The 15583-nt window shown below is 54.9% G+C and carries 16 protein-coding genes; 10 read left to right on the top strand and 6 right to left on the bottom strand.

Going from position 1 to position 15583, the window contains the following annotated elements; translation table 11 throughout:
• Positions 1 to 161 precede the first annotated feature (161 nt).
• The gene (locus tag FHS21_RS07420) at positions 162 to 578 is read left to right on the top strand and encodes a VOC family protein (RefSeq protein ID WP_112551545.1); all 417 of its coding nucleotides are present in this window, start codon (positions 162 to 164) and stop codon (positions 576 to 578) included.
• Here FHS21_RS07420 and FHS21_RS07425 read toward each other — a convergent pair.
• Positions 575 to 913 (bottom strand): acyl-CoA thioesterase, encoded by a 339-nt coding sequence (locus tag FHS21_RS07425; protein WP_112530761.1) that lies wholly within the window; start codon positions 911 to 913, stop codon positions 575 to 577. The genes FHS21_RS07420 and FHS21_RS07425 overlap by 4 nt on opposite strands.
• Positions 914 to 1137: 224 nt before the next feature.
• Between FHS21_RS07425 and FHS21_RS07430 the strand changes: the two genes are divergently transcribed.
• The 4 genes from FHS21_RS07430 to uvrB all read left to right on the top strand — a co-directional run bounded on the left by FHS21_RS07430 (position 1138) and on the right by uvrB (position 6660).
• Complete coding sequence (locus tag FHS21_RS07430) at positions 1138 to 2334, top strand: mandelate racemase/muconate lactonizing enzyme family protein (protein ID WP_112530699.1); 1197 nt, start codon at positions 1138 to 1140, stop codon at positions 2332 to 2334.
• A 118-nt stretch (positions 2335 to 2452) separates the two neighbouring features.
• Entirely contained in the window at positions 2453 to 2710 is a 258-nt protein-coding gene (locus FHS21_RS07435; protein WP_112530698.1) for an SWEET family sugar transporter, read from the top strand.
• A 394-nt stretch (positions 2711 to 3104) separates the two neighbouring features.
• Positions 3105 to 3743 (top strand): HNH endonuclease, encoded by a 639-nt coding sequence (locus tag FHS21_RS31310; RefSeq protein ID WP_183661562.1) that lies wholly within the window; start codon positions 3105 to 3107, stop codon positions 3741 to 3743.
• Positions 3744 to 3846: 103 nt separating this feature from the next.
• Positions 3847 to 6660, top strand: a complete 2814-nt coding sequence (uvrB, locus tag FHS21_RS07445) for an excinuclease ABC subunit UvrB (RefSeq protein WP_112530696.1) — start codon at positions 3847 to 3849, stop codon at positions 6658 to 6660.
• Between the two features lies 1 nt (position 6661).
• Here the strand turns inward: uvrB and FHS21_RS07450 are convergent, their stop codons facing one another.
• Positions 6662 to 7249, bottom strand: coding sequence for a TetR/AcrR family transcriptional regulator (locus FHS21_RS07450; protein ID WP_112530695.1), 588 nt, complete (start codon positions 7247 to 7249; stop codon positions 6662 to 6664).
• A 116-nt stretch (positions 7250 to 7365) separates the two neighbouring features.
• Here FHS21_RS07450 and FHS21_RS07455 point away from each other — a divergent pair, with 116 nt between their 5' ends.
• Both FHS21_RS07455 and FHS21_RS07460 read left to right on the top strand, forming a co-directional pair.
• Positions 7366 to 8670 (top strand): MFS transporter, encoded by a 1305-nt coding sequence (locus FHS21_RS07455; RefSeq protein WP_112530694.1) that lies wholly within the window; start codon positions 7366 to 7368, stop codon positions 8668 to 8670.
• Positions 8671 to 8794: 124 nt separating this feature from the next.
• Positions 8795 to 10312 carry a helicase HerA domain-containing protein gene (locus tag FHS21_RS07460; protein WP_183661672.1) on the top strand — a complete coding sequence of 506 codons (1518 nt, stop codon included), beginning with the start codon at positions 8795 to 8797 and terminating at the stop codon, positions 10310 to 10312.
• Here FHS21_RS07460 and FHS21_RS07465 read toward each other — a convergent pair whose 3' ends face one another.
• On the bottom strand, positions 10313 to 11014 hold the full coding sequence (locus FHS21_RS07465; protein WP_112530692.1) for an HAD family hydrolase: 702 nt from the start codon (positions 11012 to 11014) through the stop codon (positions 10313 to 10315).
• Between the two features lie 138 nt (positions 11015 to 11152).
• Here FHS21_RS07465 and FHS21_RS07470 point away from each other — a divergent pair, with 138 nt between their 5' ends.
• From FHS21_RS07470 to FHS21_RS07480, 3 genes are all read left to right on the top strand, one after another.
• Complete coding sequence (locus tag FHS21_RS07470) at positions 11153 to 12022, top strand: transglycosylase SLT domain-containing protein (RefSeq protein WP_112530691.1); 870 nt, start codon at positions 11153 to 11155, stop codon at positions 12020 to 12022.
• Positions 12023 to 12416: 394 nt separating this feature from the next.
• On the top strand, positions 12417 to 12632 hold the full coding sequence (locus FHS21_RS07475; RefSeq protein ID WP_106718536.1) for a cold-shock protein: 216 nt from the start codon (positions 12417 to 12419) through the stop codon (positions 12630 to 12632).
• Between the two features lie 342 nt (positions 12633 to 12974).
• Positions 12975 to 13385 (top strand): BA14K family protein, encoded by a 411-nt coding sequence (locus FHS21_RS07480; RefSeq protein WP_112530760.1) that lies wholly within the window; start codon positions 12975 to 12977, stop codon positions 13383 to 13385.
• Between the two features lie 48 nt (positions 13386 to 13433).
• Here the strand turns inward: FHS21_RS07480 and FHS21_RS07485 are convergent, their stop codons facing one another.
• The 3 genes from FHS21_RS07485 to FHS21_RS07495 all read right to left on the bottom strand — a co-directional run bounded on the left by FHS21_RS07485 (position 13434) and on the right by FHS21_RS07495 (position 15539).
• On the bottom strand, positions 13434 to 14081 hold the full coding sequence (locus FHS21_RS07485) for an MBL fold metallo-hydrolase (RefSeq protein ID WP_183661564.1): 648 nt from the start codon (positions 14079 to 14081) through the stop codon (positions 13434 to 13436).
• Between the two features lie 121 nt (positions 14082 to 14202).
• Positions 14203 to 14514 (bottom strand): hypothetical protein, encoded by a 312-nt coding sequence (locus FHS21_RS07490; protein WP_112530689.1) that lies wholly within the window; start codon positions 14512 to 14514, stop codon positions 14203 to 14205.
• A 134-nt stretch (positions 14515 to 14648) separates the two neighbouring features.
• Positions 14649 to 15539, bottom strand: a complete 891-nt coding sequence (locus tag FHS21_RS07495) for a branched-chain amino acid aminotransferase (protein ID WP_112551543.1) — start codon at positions 15537 to 15539, stop codon at positions 14649 to 14651.
• Between the last annotated feature and the right edge of the window lie 44 nt (positions 15540 to 15583).

Consider the following 15583-nt stretch of genomic DNA (forward strand, 5'->3'; position numbering starts at 1 on the left):
CATCAGAATGAATCTGTCATCCGGTAATTGAGGAGAACGTCGCGGGAATAAGTTCTCAGCTGAGAACTTATTCCTATTCTCTCTCCTGACAAAAGGGCCTTGCCAATGTCTTTTGCGTCCCTGTTTAATGCGGTGACTCACAAAGTTGCAGGATGAAGAAAATGGCTTTCATGGACCGCTATCCGATCATCGTCACGCCACGAAAGGAAGCCTGCCGCGATTTCTGGATCCGGCACCTGGGCTTCGTCAGTGGGTTCGATAGCACCTGGTTTTGCTTGCTTTTGGCGGAAGACCAGTCCGCTTCCATCGCCTTCATGACGCCTGATCACCCCTCTGCACCACCCGGTTCCGAGAGCTTCAGCGGTATGGGCATGTGCTTTGAATTGCAGGTAGAGGATGCCAGAGCAACGTTTGAAAAAATGAACGCTACCGGTCTGAAAATCGAATATCCGTTGACGGACGAGCCTTTCGGGCAACGCCGTTTCGGGTTTCATGATCCCTCCGGTCTGTGGATCGACGTGGTCGAACAGATCGAATCAGAAGCCGGTTTCTGGGACAAATATATGATCGGCGGCTAGCGTTCGCCCGGCACTGGCGTCGGGTTGCCCTCCTTGTCGAGGGCAACCATCACGAAATCGGCGTGCGTAACGCGTTCCATCAGATCCGAGAGATAGCGTTGCGCCCAAGCCTCGACCTTCAACGTAATCGAGGTGCGTCCGACGCGGTCGATATGAGTATAGACGCACAAAGTGTCACCGATCTTGACCGGTTTTGCGAAGGCCATTTCCTTGACCGCAGCGGTCACCACCCTCCCCCTTGCCCGCTCTGCAGCCCTGATACCGCAGGACAAATCCATCTGTGCCATGACCCAGCCGCCGAAAATGTCGCCAGCTGCGTTCGCATCGGCCGGCATCGCCAGTGTACGCAGCGTCAATTCGCCGATAGGTTTGGTTTGTTCGCTCAACTGCTGCCTCCATCGATCAATGCGGATTTGCCCGCATGATGCTTTGCAGCGGCAGATTTGGAAAGGGGCCACCGCAAGAACTGTCGGAAACCCGACAGTGTGGGTCGTTGCGCGGTTTCGGCATTACACATGCTCGGGCCTAGTCTGATCGATAGTGAGCGTCCGGAGGGATCATGAAAATCACAGATGTCAAAACCTTCGTGGTTGGCAATCCGCCACCTTCTTTTGGCGGGACATGGTTTCTCTTTGTCAAACTCACGACCGATTCAGGTGTAGTCGGCTATGGCGAGGCTTACAATTCGACCATCACTCCGCAAGTAATGCGGAAGGTCGTCGAAGACGTAGCCGAGCGCTGGCTCATCGGCGAGGACCCGCACCATATCGAACGGTTCTTTCGCCGCGCCTATTCCGCCGGTTTTACCCAGCGCCCCGATGTGACGATCATGGGTGCGGTGTCGGCGCTTGAAATGGCCTGCTGGGATATCATCGGCAAGGAGGCCGACAAGCCTGTGTACGAACTGCTCGGTGGCAAGGTGCATGAACGGCTCCGCAGCTATACCTACATCTATCCCAAGCCGGAACTGGGTGAGACTTCGGCCATTTACTGGGACGCCGAAGCCTCTGCCGAGCGGGCGGCAGAATACGTCGCGCAAGGCTATACGGCGGTGAAGTTCGATCCGGTCGCCCCTTATACGTCGTTCGACCCGCGTCAACTGTCGCTGGAACAGCTTGATCTTGGTGAGAAATTCGCGCGGCTGGTTCGTGAAGCCGTCGGTTCCAAGGCCGATCTTTTGTTTGGAACTCATGGTCAGATGACCCCAACCAGCGCTGTCCGGCTGGCAAAACGTCTGGAACCGTATGATCCCCTATGGCTGGAAGAGCCAGTACCGCCGGATATGCCGGAGAATATGGGCTATGTGCAGCAGCATACGTCGATCCCGATTGCTTCCGGTGAGCGCCTGACAACGAAGTATGAGTTTCAGCGCCTGCTGGTGAACCAGGCTGCAAACATCCTGCAAATGAATCTTGGCCGCGTCGGCGGCATACTGGAAGCAAAGAAAATCGCCGGGATGGCAGAAACCTTCCACGCTCAGATTGCGCCGCACCTCTATTGCGGCCCGATCGTCGGTGCCGCCAACATTCAGATATCAACCTGCAGCCCAAACTTTCTTATTCTCGAATGCATCCAGGCTTTCGGCGGCTTCCACGCCGATATTCTGAAGAAACCGATTCAATGGGAAGACGGATATGTCGTTCCGTCGTCGGAACCGGGCCTCGGCGTGGAACTGGATGAAAAGGTGGCGGCGGCCCATGCCTATGAAGGCCACGAACTGCATCTGAACATGGGGCGTGATCCATTGATCGTATAGTCGGGACCAGGGCACGAATATTTATGTGAAACGATCGCGTCGGAACATGATTCCGCTATATTTCTCAAGCGAATATCGCCAATTATAATCTAGATCCGTTCCTCTGAAAGTTTTACCCGTGCCAATCTACATCGAGCTTGTTGGTAGCCTCGCTGCCGCGATCACAACACTGTGCTGGATCCCCCAGATCATCAAAATTGTCCGGCACCGCCAGACGGACAGCATTTCTCTCGTCACCAACGTTTCTCTCGCCCTCGGCGTTCTGCTCTGGCTGTTTTACGGAATGATGATCAGTTCATGGCCGGTCATGGCAGCAAATGGGATAACCCTCCTGCTTATTCTCACAATCCTTGGCCTTAAGCTCCGTTACGGCTGAAAGGTTGCCATTTCAGATTGAGCTGAAACCGAAAAATACAATTTCGGGTGCGTTTCGCTTACTGCAGGATATCGCCATGTTGAACAAACCACGGTTTCAACAGGCAAATCCCGGCTAAATGCACGCAATATTTCAAATCAAACTGACAGACGAAGAAGCTGCCCCAGGAGGCCACGACCGACGCTATCGTTTCCGCGACAAGTATCTCAAGATTGTTCGCGACGCGCTGGACGACTGGATCATATACTACCAACCCGCACCTCGCGCAGGTACGCGCGTTATTGGGTCGACGGGATATTTTGCGACAGCGCGAGTCACGTCCGTATATCTGTTGGCGGGTAGCCCCGGATATTACGAAGCATCGCTTGAACAATATCTCGAACTTGAAGAGACGGTGCCGTTCAGCGTCCCTGGTTTCCAGCTCGACAAGAAATTCTATTTCGAAAAGAGCATGGTGCAGTCTGACGGCAGGATGAATTCACATACGATCCAGCAGCAAGTTCGCGCCCTCTCCAATGAAGAATATAAAAAAATCGAGAGAACTGGCTTCAGAAAGAACTGGAGCGAAGAAGAAGAAGAGCTAGTGGGGACGCCTTCCTATGGTTTTGCCGAAGACCCACCGGAATCTGTCGACCGCGACCGCATACTGACATCCCGCACCTTCCGTGACCGCGTATTTCGGCAGCTTGTTGGCAAGGCCTACAATATGAGATGTGCAATGACCGGAATATCGATGCAGGCACCTGACGGCAGTTGTGAAATCGAATGCGCTCACATCCGACCCGTAAAACACCTCGGTCCAGACTCCATCAACAACGGCATTGCGCTTCTCCAATCGATTCACTGGATGTTCGATAATGGTCTGATTTCCATAGGCCCGGACTACGAAATTCTGAAATCGTCCCGCTGCAATGAACCCAAAATCGCCGGCCTGATCAACGAATCAGGAAAGATTGCTCTTCCAAAAAATAGCAGCCATTTCCCCCATCCGGAATTTCTGCGCTACCATCGCGAGCATATATTCCTCCCATAAATCTGCATTGCTCATGACAGCCTGCTGTCAGGAGAAATTTGGAAAATCCAGTTTTCATCACTCGGGTCTTTCCATTTTGCCGGACTCCCACCATATTCAACCTATGGTTAAATCTCCCGACAGATATAACGCCGACGGTTTCGGCGAAGCGCCGCAGTCTGAGCTGGAAGGCACCCCGCTTGCCGGTTCCGTCAGCGATTGGGCAAAGCAGATCACCGATGAGACAGCAAAAGCTGTATCTAAGGGAACCAAGACAAAGAAGCCGGCAAGCAAAGAGTCCAGCGCATCGCGTACGTCTCGTGGGACGTCGATTGGGGGATCGACAGACCCCAGGACGCGCGCTGCTGCGGGCCTCAACCCAGTGGCCGGACTGGATATCAATCTGGAAGACGCAGCCAGCATCATGCCTGGAGGCGCGACGGCTACCGTCGCTGCTCTATCCGCCCTGATCGAAAGTGGCAATCCGCTTTTCAAGAATGGAACCGCGTGGCAACCACACCGCCCAGCCCGGCCGGATAAATCCGAAGGTGGCATCGCCATTCGGATGGAAACGGAATTCAAGCCGTCTGGAGATCAGCCAACGGCCATCAAGGATCTGGTTTCTGGCGTCAGGGACTCTGATCAGACCCAGGTTTTGCTCGGCGTCACCGGTTCCGGCAAGACCTTCACCATGGCGAAAGTCATTGAGGAAACACAACGTCCTGCTTTGATATTGGCTCCCAACAAAACGTTGGCCGCCCAGCTTTACGGCGAATTCAAATCGTTCTTTCCGAACAATGCGGTAGAGTATTTCGTTTCCTATTACGACTACTACCAGCCGGAAGCCTATGTGCCCCGCTCCGACACCTATATCGAGAAGGAATCCTCGATCAACGAGCAGATCGACCGGATGCGCCACTCCGCCACCCGATCGCTGCTTGAACGCGACGATGTGATCATCGTCGCCTCGGTGTCGTGCATATACGGTATCGGTTCGGTCGAAACCTATACGGCGATGACCTTCGAAATGAAGATCGGCGACCGTCTGGACCAACGAGCGCTGCTCGCCGATCTCGTCGCGCAGCAGTATAAACGGCGCGACATGGATTTTACTCGAGGCTCATTCCGTGTGCGTGGCGATACGATCGAACTTTTTCCTGCCCACTTGGAGGATCGCGCCTGGCGCATTTCCATGTTCGGCGATGAGATCGAGGCAATCACTGAGTTCGATCCGCTGACGGGCCAGAAGACCGGCGACCTGCGGTCGGTCAAGATTTACGCGAACTCGCACTATGTGACGCCGCGCCCGACGCTCAATCAGGCGATAAAATCCATCAAGGAAGAACTCAAACATCGTCTGGTGGAGTTGAATGCCGCTGGCAGACTGCTCGAAGCGCAACGGCTTGAGCAACGTTGTACTTTTGACGTGGAAATGTTGGAGGCAACCGGCTCTTGCGCCGGTATTGAAAACTATTCGCGCTACCTGACCGGTCGCAAGCCTGGGGAGCCGCCGCCCACGCTGTTCGAGTATATTCCTGATAATGCCTTGGTTTTCATCGATGAGAGCCATGTAACGGTTCCGCAGATCGGTGCGATGTACAAAGGCGATTTTCGGCGCAAGGCAACGCTGGCCGAGTACGGCTTCCGCCTGCCCTCGTGCATGGACAATCGCCCGTTGCGGTTTGAGGAATGGGACGCCATGCGCCCACTGACTGTTGCGGTCTCGGCAACGCCGAGCAAATGGGAGATGGAAGAATCCGGCGGCGTCTTCGCCGAGCAGGTCATTCGCCCAACCGGCCTTATCGATCCCCCAGTCGAGGTCCGTCCAGCCAAATCCCAGGTTGACGATGTTCTTGGAGAAATTCGCGAAACGTCGGCGAAGGGCTACCGCACGCTTGTAACGGTCCTCACCAAACGCATGGCCGAAGATCTGACGGAGTATCTGCACGAACAGGGCATCCGCGTCCGCTATATGCACTCCGACATCGACACGCTGGAGCGTATCGAGATTTTGCGGGACTTGCGCCTTGGGACATTTGACGTGCTCGTGGGCATCAACCTTTTGCGTGAAGGTCTCGATATCCCAGAATGCGGCTTTGTCGCCATCCTCGATGCGGACAAGGAAGGCTTTTTGCGCTCGGAAACCTCGTTAATCCAGACGATTGGGCGTGCTGCGCGTAACATCGACGGCAAGGTCATTCTCTATGCCGACCATGTCACCGGCTCGATGGAGCGGGCGATGGCGGAAACCAATCGCCGCCGCGAGAAGCAGGAAGCCTATAACACCGAGCACGGCATTACGCCTGCCAGCATCAAGAAAAATATCGGCGACATCCTCAACAGTGTCTACGAGCGTGACCACGTTCGCGCCGATATTTCCGATTTCACCGATTCCGGCGCAATGATGGGTAACAATCTGAAGGCTCATCTCGAACATCTGATGAAACAGATGCGCGATGCCGCCGACGATCTCGATTTCGAAGTCGCTGCTCGCCTGCGCGACGAGATCAAGCGTCTGCGCGAGATGGAGTTGGCAATTTCGGACGACCCAATGGCACGGGAGGTCGAGATGGAAAGCCCGGTCACCGGCCGCACCAAGGGCAGGCACAATGCCGGGCGTGCGATGCACCGTGTGGTTACGGACGAGGGCGACAAGAATTCGCCGCTGTTCCACAAACCGCACCTCGACGAAATGGGCGGAGACACGACCCGTCACCTAGCACCCGGCGTCTTCCGCAAGAATTCGCTGGATGAGATGACCGTTGGGCGTACCGAGAAGCCGGTTATCGGCAATGTTCCTGAAAAGCCTGCCTTTACCGGTACGAACCGCAATGACCAGAAGATTATTCGCCGCGAGCGAACAGGTGCTGGTTCATATGAGGACGCTAACGATCGCAAGAAGCGACGTCCGGGCAAGACAGGACGTCCGGGGCGTTAACTCAGATTTCGTCTGCAGGTTTGCCAGAGCCAAAGAAAGCCTGGCCCGCGTCGAGAATCTCGTCGGCAAATTCCGGGTCATCCACCGCCCGCGACAAGACAACCGCACCAATGAGACCGGCCATCGTGGCCAGGGCTTTCTGGCGTTTTTTGGCTTTTGATCGGCCAGGAACCAAATCCGACAATATTTCCAGCAGCCTTTTGGTGCCCTCGGTAAATCGGGTCTGGACTGCTCCTCCTTGCCGGGCAATATCCGGCGCAAGCAACGCCATAGTACAGCTGTTTGCCAAGTCACCCTTGTGATTCTTGGCAAGATAGGACGACGTGATCGCGGCAAGCGCAACATCAGGTCCCTCTTGTGCAATTGCAGACCATTTTTCCGCCGACCGCTTCATTGCAGCGTCGCAGGATTGAGCAATAAGATCATCTTTCGATGCAAAATGGCCATAGAAGCCGCCATGGGTTAGGCCGGCATTCTTCATCACATCAGCAACCCCAATCCCGTCAAAACCTTTCTGACGAAATTGTTGACTGGCAACTTCAATGATGCGGGCGCGGTTTTCCGCTGCCTGATCTCTGCTGACACGCATGTGCAGTATCCCCGAAAAGACTATTGACAATTTATATGATTGTCATCATCAATAGTCAATAATGATGATGATCATCATCTAACTCGTGCGGATTCCCAGTTCCCGAAAGACAGCCCATGATCTCCTCCTCGCTCGCCGCTTCGCTTGCCCGCCGCAATATCCATTATAGCTGGGTCGTCATAGCCGTAACGTTTCTAACGATGCTTGTCACTGCCGCCGCCGTTGGAGCGCCCGGTGTACTGATCGTTCCGCTGGAAAAAGAATTCGGCTGGGAAACCGAGCAAATAGCCACTGCCTTTTCGATCAGGCTCTTGCTGTTTGGCTTCATGGGGCCGTTCGCAGCGGCCTTCATGAATTATTTTGGTGTAAGGAAAGTGGTTTGCGTGGCGCTGGTGCTGATCACAGCCGGCCTGTTCGCCTCCTTGGCGATGACGGAAATCTGGCAACTAATTCTCTTGTGGGGCGTCGTCGTCGGCTTCGGTACCGGATTGACCGCCATGGTTCTGGGTGCCACCGTCGCGGCCCGCTGGTTTACTGCGCGCCGGGGATTGGCTTTGGGGATGCTGACAGCAAGCTCGGCTACCGGACAGCTGGCGTTCATGCCGCTCATGGCTTCTCTCAGTGAAAACTACGGTTGGCGCACGGCGATCATGCTAATTTGCGCTCTATTGTTAATCGCCGTCACGGCAGTCTTCTTCCTTATGCGTGACCGACCTGCCGATATCGGCCTGCCCGCCTATGGAGACAAGGAGATCACGCCCGTTCCGCCAATCACAGGCGGGCTAATATCCCTCATCACCATGCCACTGCTCGCTTTGAAGGAAGCGTCGCGCTCGAGCACGTTCTGGGTGCTTTTCGCTACGTTTTTCGTTTGCGGTGCGAGTACCAACGGTCTTGTAGGCACCCATTTCGTCGCCATGTGCGGAGACTTCGGCATGGTCCCTGTAGTGGCCGCCAGCGTCTTGGCTATGATGGGATTCTTCGATTTTTTCGGCACCATTGGTTCAGGCTGGCTCTCGGACCGTGTAGACAACCGTTGGCTGCTTTTTTGGTACTATGGACTGCGCGGCCTCTCGCTGCTGTATTTGCCCTACTCCAATTTTTCTTTTTACGGCCTGTCCCTGTTTGCCATGTTCTATGGTCTCGACTGGATTGCCACAGTGCCGCCGACGGTGAAATTGGCAACCGATCGTTTCGGACGTGAAAAGGCCGGATTGATATTCGGCTGGGTTTTTGCCGGACACCAGTTGGGTGCAGCCTCGGCAGCCTATGGTGGCGGCTTTGCCCGCACCGAATACCAAACTTATATGCCTGCATTTTTCGTTGCGGGAATTCTCTGCCTGATTGCTGCGCTGCTGGTGCTGACGCTGAGTAAGCACGGCAAGGCAAACATGCTGCCAGAGCCGGTGCCAGCCGAATAGCCGATCAATTCACCTGTGAGTTTTCCAACGACGGAGCACATATCCTCCACGCGGCATGGCAAACAATGCTAAGTGATTTTGCGCATTATATCGCGCGCAGAATCACTTGAACGCTGGAGAGATGATGAAGGTCGATATCGACATGGGAGCGGCGTCAGCCGGCGCAAAAGCCATGCTCGATCTGGAAGAGCTGCTGGCAACTCGCCTGCTCGTCCAGGGCAATTCGGGTTCAGGCAAATCGCATTTGCTGCGCCGCCTGCTCGAACAAAGCGCGCAGTGGGTACAGCAATGCGTCGTCGATCCGGAGGGCGATTTCGTTACGCTGGCCGATAGATATGGCCATGTGGTCGTCGATGGTGCACGGACCGAAAGCGAACTCACCCGCATCGCAGCCCGAATTCGCCAGCATCGCGTTTCCGTCGTCCTTGATCTCGAAGGACTGGATGTTGAACAGCAGATGCGCTGTGCCGCGGCCTTTCTCGGTGGCCTATTCGACGCAGAACGCGACTACTGGTACCCGATGCTCGTCGTGGTCGACGAAGCGCAGCTTTTTGCACCGGCGGTTGCCGGAGAGGTTTCAGACGAGGCCCGCAAACTATCGCTCGGCGCCATGACCAACTTGATGTGCCGTGGCCGCAAACGTGGTCTTGCCGGTGTCATCGCCACACAGCGCCTCGCCAAACTCGCAAAGAATGTTGCGGCTGAGGCATCGAATTTCCTGATGGGCCGAACTTTCCTCGATATCGACATGGCCCGTGCCGCGGATCTTCTTGGCATGGAACGGCGGCAGGCCGAACAGTTTCGTGATCTCGCACGTGGCCATTTCGTTGCGCTCGGCCCGGCCTTGTCGCGTCGTCCATTGGCTGTGACCATTGGACCAGTAGAGACATCTGCTCGTTCGGCGAGCCCGAAGCTCACTCCGCTACCGCAGGCGGGCGAAGATGCGCGCGATTTGATTTTTACACCGCCGCCCGAAGAGCGCCGGGTGGTTGTTCGGCGCGCAGTGGCGCCCCCCACCTCCACACCGACAGCCGATATTTTGAGCCAGCTCACCCAGACCAAATTTGTGTCTGCGGCAGAAACGCCAGCACCGACACTGTTTCCCGAGATTGACGAGGCCGAGCGCAATGGCATGATCAACACGATTATGCATGAAATGCTCAACGACCCCGATGCATCTTTTCGCACGGATGCGGTCCTCTACCAGGATTTTCTCGTTCGTTGCCGCATTCGCCGCGTCCCGGGTGACCCCCTTTCTCTGCCGGCATTTCGCCGCAATCTTGCGGTCGCACGAGCTGGAATCGACGGAGAGACCGCGCAAGGTGAGCCGTGGCAGCAGGCACTTGAACTTTCAAAGAGCCTGCCGGATGACGTTCAAGGCGTTTTCTTTATCGTCGCGCAGGCCGCAGTCACGGGTAACCCTTGCCCCTCCGACGCAACATTGGCCCGCGCCTACGGCACCCATTCGGCACGCCGAGCGCGACGGCTCCTCACCTATTTCGAAGAACAGGGGCTCGTTGTAGTGCGCACCGATTTTACCGGCAATCGTATGGTTGCGTTTCCCGATCTTGGCTGTGAGACCGGCCCAGGCGATCCGAACGGTCCGGATGAAGGCGCGCAGGAACAACACGCCGCTGAATAATCAGCCAATCTCCGTCAGAAGCGGCGGCAACTCACCCAAATGTGCAATCTGACGGAAGCGAGGGGCGCCAATTGGCGTTTCGACATGTTCAAGCGCCCAGGTCAGCTCATGCGGAACGAACACGCCCCAGCTGCCTGCTTCGATTGCCGGGACAACATCCGATTTTAGCGAGTTACCGATCATCATACTCCGGGTCGCACCATCTCCGTGGCGCTTGAATATTCGCTCATAGGTGGTGGTATCCTTGCTGCTTACAATTTCAACCGCATCGAAAAAATCACCAAGGCCCGATTGCGCCAGTTTGCGCTCCTGATCGAACAAATCTCCTTTGGTTATCAGGACGAGCCTGTATCGCTCAGTTAGTTGCGCAAGAGTTTCCTGAACATGGGGCAAGGTCTCTACCGGATGACGCAGCATCTCCCGGCCTGCCGCCAGAATTTCTGCGATAACTGAGGCCGGCACGTTGCCTTCGGAGACTTCAACCGCCGTTTCGACCAGGGAAAGGGTGAACCCCTTGATGCCGAAACCATAGAGATCAAGATTTCGCTTTTCCACCGCGAGCAACCGGTTGGAAAGGTCGGTCGTGTCTACATGGGGCGCCAATAGACTGGCAAACTGATTCTCGGAGGTTCGGAAGAACTGTTCGTTTTGCCAGAGCGTATCGTCAGCGTCGAAACCGATTGTGGTGATGGAGAGAGGCATGGGGCGTGTTCACTTGTTCTTCGTCGTCATCGTCATGAATGTTTACCGGATTATGAAATCAATGGCGGGTGTCTTTTGCTAGAAATAAGGCCGTGCATTATGCCAATATGCTAACGTATCAAGGGGATCGGCAACAGGGTGTATTGCTTCAAACAACTCGGCATCGTTGCAGCATTCCTGCTACTGACATCGCTAAGGGCATTGTCAGCTGATAATCCGTCGGTTTCAGTGCCGGCGAAACCGCCAACACCAACTGTGGCCCAGATTTGCGCAGCCATAGCGACCAATGCTGATAGTCATGGCGTTCCGCGTGACTTCTTCGCCAGACTCATCTGGAAAGAGAGCCGTTTCGACGCCCAGGCAACAAGTCCGGTTGGCGCGCAGGGCATCGCACAGTTCATGCCCGGTACCGCAAAGGAGCGAAATCTCGACGATCCGTTCGACTTTGCAAAGGCTCTTCCTGCTTCTGCGGCGCTGCTGAAGGATCTGCGAACGGCATTCGGCAACTGGGGGCTCGCCGCAGCAGCCTATAATGCGGGGCCAACGCGAGTGTCAAAATGGCTATCAAGCGGTGGCTTCCTCCCTCTCGAAACCGAAGAGTATGTACTGGATATAACCGGAAAGTCGGCTGACGACTTTGCCGCGGGTACCGAAATATCGGCGCATCCGTTAAACGCTAAACTGACCTTTGATGCGGCTTGCCGGAAGCTCCCGATTGTTCGCTTTGCGACAGTTGCGATGGCCCAAATCAAGCCGAAGCCTTGGGGAATCCAGATTGCTGGCAACTTCCGTCGCGCAGCAGCCGTGGGACAGCTTCAACGCCTACGCCGCGCCTTTCCGGCCATCCTCGACAAGCATGAGGCTGTGATCAGCCGAAACCGCACAGCCATGGGGCGGCGCGGCATCTATGCGGTGCGTATAGGCGCCGACAATCGCGGCGAGGCCAACCAGATCTGTTCGCAGCTCCACAGCGCTGGTGGTGCGTGTATCGTGCTGCGTAATCGATAAAGCTGAAAGAAAAGCGGCGATTTCAACTTGCATGTCGTGATCACAAGAGGTGCTAGCGGACGAATGCCAAACGAAATTTCCTACCCCCAAGTATGTAGGTTGCAAAGCCGTTCGATATAGTCGCCTAAATGGTAGAAAAACTTTTGCTTGCCAAAAAACACTTATTCTAGCAGTCTCAAAGCGTTCGGGCATTTGCGAACACTGGAAGACTGGAAGAACGGCGCGCCGGAACCGCAAGAATACCGGGCCGGGAGTAATCCCGGCAATGATCGGCTCCTTTCCTGAATTCGAGAACTGCCTGCATGATCTCCGTTGAATGTATCTTACTGAAAACGGCACTACCAATCCCGCAAACCCGGAGGGGAACGCGGTAAGTAAGGAAAAGGAACTGAGCATGGCACAGACCGGTACGGTCAAATTCTTCAACAGTGAAAAAGGCTTTGGCTTTATCAAGCCGGATGATGGCGCAGCGGATATTTTCGTTCATATTTCCGCCGTTCAGGCATCCGGACTCACAGGTCTCGCAGACAATCAGAAGGTCTCCTTCGATACGGAGCCTGATCGTCGTGGCAAAGGACCAAAGGCCGTAAACATCGCGGTCACTGAATAATTCTAGCGGCTGGAGCCGCCACCGATCCCCGGCAGAAGTCGGGGGTTTTGCTTGGATATGCCGCGGCAGGGTCCACTTTGCCGTCCAGTGGAGTGCGCACACCTCCATGTGGTGCTTGTAATTGTAATCGTGCCTTTTTCCCGCCTCGGATTTGCTAAAATTATGTGTGCTTCTCCACTCGTCAGAATGGCGGTGGAACCATTTCGTATGAGTGCCGTTCAGCTTGCATTCATTCTGAAGCTATTAAAACAGACCTACTGCTGGAGCTCCCATGGATTCCAGCCGATATCGATCAGGCGACGCCGAAAAGCACTCGCCAAGGATGCTTCAAAGGAGGCACAAATGAACAAAGGTATGAAAATTGCCATTCTTGCTACCGCTGCATTTGCGACGGTCGCGGTTCCTCTGACATCGGCGTCCGCCGACAGCTGGCGTGGCGATCGGTACCGTCATCGCTATCATGACAATAACAGCGACGCATGGGCGGCCGGCGCTGTTGGCCTTGCAGCAGGCGCTTTGCTTGGCAGCGCACTTGCCCAACCGGCTGAGCCGATATATCGGGATTATGATGACGGCTACTACCGCCGCCCTGTGCGGGTCTATCGTGAAGTGGCCCCTCGTTACTACGGCGGCGCACAGCCCTGGTCACCTTCATGGTATCGCTATTGCGCCGACCGCTATCGCTCGTTCAATCCTGAGACGGGTACATTTCGCGGCTATGACGGACGCGATTATTTCTGCAACGCCAACTGATTTGCAATCATCCGCGTTTGACGAGCCGCCGGTCATCCGGCGGCCTTTTTATGCGTCATTCAAGAATGGGTTGGTGCGGCGTTCTTCGCCAAAGCGGCCTCCGGGGCCATGTCCGCAGATGAAACCGATGTCGTCACCGAGTGGCAAGAGCTTGGTCTTGATGGAGTTGATCAGCGCGGCATGATCGCCGCCTTCAAGGTCTGTTCGCCCCACCGAACCATTGAAGAGCACATCGCCAACATGTGCAAATTTCGCCGCCCTGTTAAAATAAACGACATGGCCGGGTGCATGACCCGGACAATGCAATACTTCAAAGATATGCGACCCGAAAGATACTGTATCACCATCGTTCAACCAGCGATCCGGCACACAATTGCGGACCTTGTCCGTGATGCCATATTTCAGTGCCTTGGATACAAGGCTGTCCAACAGAAACCGATCGGCTTCATTTGGCCCGACAATATCGACCCCAAGCGCATCCTTCATATCCATTGCACCCGCAGCGTGATCGATGTGCCCATGTGTAATCCAGATTGCCTCAATCGTGATGCCGTTTGAACGGATGGCATTCAATATTTGATCGCTGTCGCCGCCCGGATCAACGAGCACGCCATGCTTGTCCTCGCTGTCAAAAAGGATCGTGCAATTCTGCTGGAAGGCCGTGACGGGAATAATACCGGCCTGTAATTGTCCCATTTTACCAAAATCCTATGCGATACATTACTTGGAACAATATGTAGGACAATAAATACTCAAATGAAAAGGGCGGCCGTGTGCCGCCCTTGAAAACAGTTGATTTCGTTGTTGATGATATCGATCAGGCCTTTGCCATCGAATTCTTGATGAAGCCGACGATTGCAGTCAAGATGATACCACCGACACCACCGCCGGCTACCTGACCGATGATCGATCCGATATCAAGCCCGGAGGACGCCGCTGCATTTGCTACCACCTCGGCACCGCCTGCGCCAAGGAATTGCGTCAGGTAACCACCAACAAGGCCGCCGATACCACCAGCAACTGTGTTTCCGGTCGTACCGAGACTCAGGTTTTTTAGAAGACCGCCGACAATATTTCCGCCGACACCACCCGAGATAAGCTGGATAATAATAGGAAGAAGCGCTTCCATGATTGTACCCCGTCAACGTTTCAAGCCAGACTCATGCCTGACATGCAACATGATGACTAAGTTTTAATCAATGTCAAACAACTTGATACCTCATAGAGCAGGTATCAAGTTCACTTCTTCGTTTTATCCAGCTGTTACTCAGCAGCAGCTTTCTTTGGCATTACTTCTGCTGCATAATCATTCATCAGATTAGCTGCAATCTCACCAACGGTGAAACGGTAAGGACCAATTTCCGCCACCGGCGTAACTTCTGCGGCTGTCCCCGTCAGGAAGCACTGCTCGAAAGTCTCCAGTTCTTCCGGCATGATGGCGCGTTCGACAACTTCATAACCACGGCGCTTGGCCAAATCGATGACCGTCCGGCGTGTGATACCGTCGAGGAAGCAATCTGGCGTCGGTGTGTGAAGAACTCCATCCTTGACGAAAAACACGTTCGCGCCAGTCGCTTCGGCGACCTGTCCACGCCAATCGAGCATCAGTGCGTCAGCATATCCTTTTGCCTCTGCCGCATGCTTGGAGATCGTGCATATCATATATAGACCCGCTGCCTTGGACTTCGATGGCGCGGTTCTTGGGTCAGGACGGCGATATTCCGCGAGATCCAGGCGGATCCCCTTGAGTTTCTGGGCCGGGTCGAAATAACTCGGCCACTGCCAGATAGAGATGGCGACGTTGATCTTGTTTGCTTGGGCAGAAACGCCCATTGACTCGCTACCGCGCCAGGCTACGGGCCGGACATAGGCATCCTGAAAGCCTTGTTTGGCCAATAGTTTGCGGCTCGCGTCATTCAGTTCTTCAACGGTATAAGGTATTTTGAAGCCAAGAATGCGGGCAGACTCATGCAGGCGCTCAGTGTGCTCGTTGAGTTTGAATATTTCACCGCCATAAGCCCGCTCACCCTCAAAAACCGAACTGGCGTAATGCAAGCCATGGGTAAGCACATGGACCTTTGCGTCCGCCCAGCGAACGAATTCGCCGTTCATCCAGATATAACCTTCAAGCTGGTCGAATGGAACGGATGCCATGTTTTCCTCCAGGCGTTTGATTCCTGATAATTTTGCGGGTCTGA

The sequence above is a fragment of the Phyllobacterium trifolii genome (assembly GCF_014192095.1).
GTDB classification, from domain to species: Bacteria; Pseudomonadota; Alphaproteobacteria; order Rhizobiales; family Rhizobiaceae; genus Phyllobacterium; species Phyllobacterium trifolii.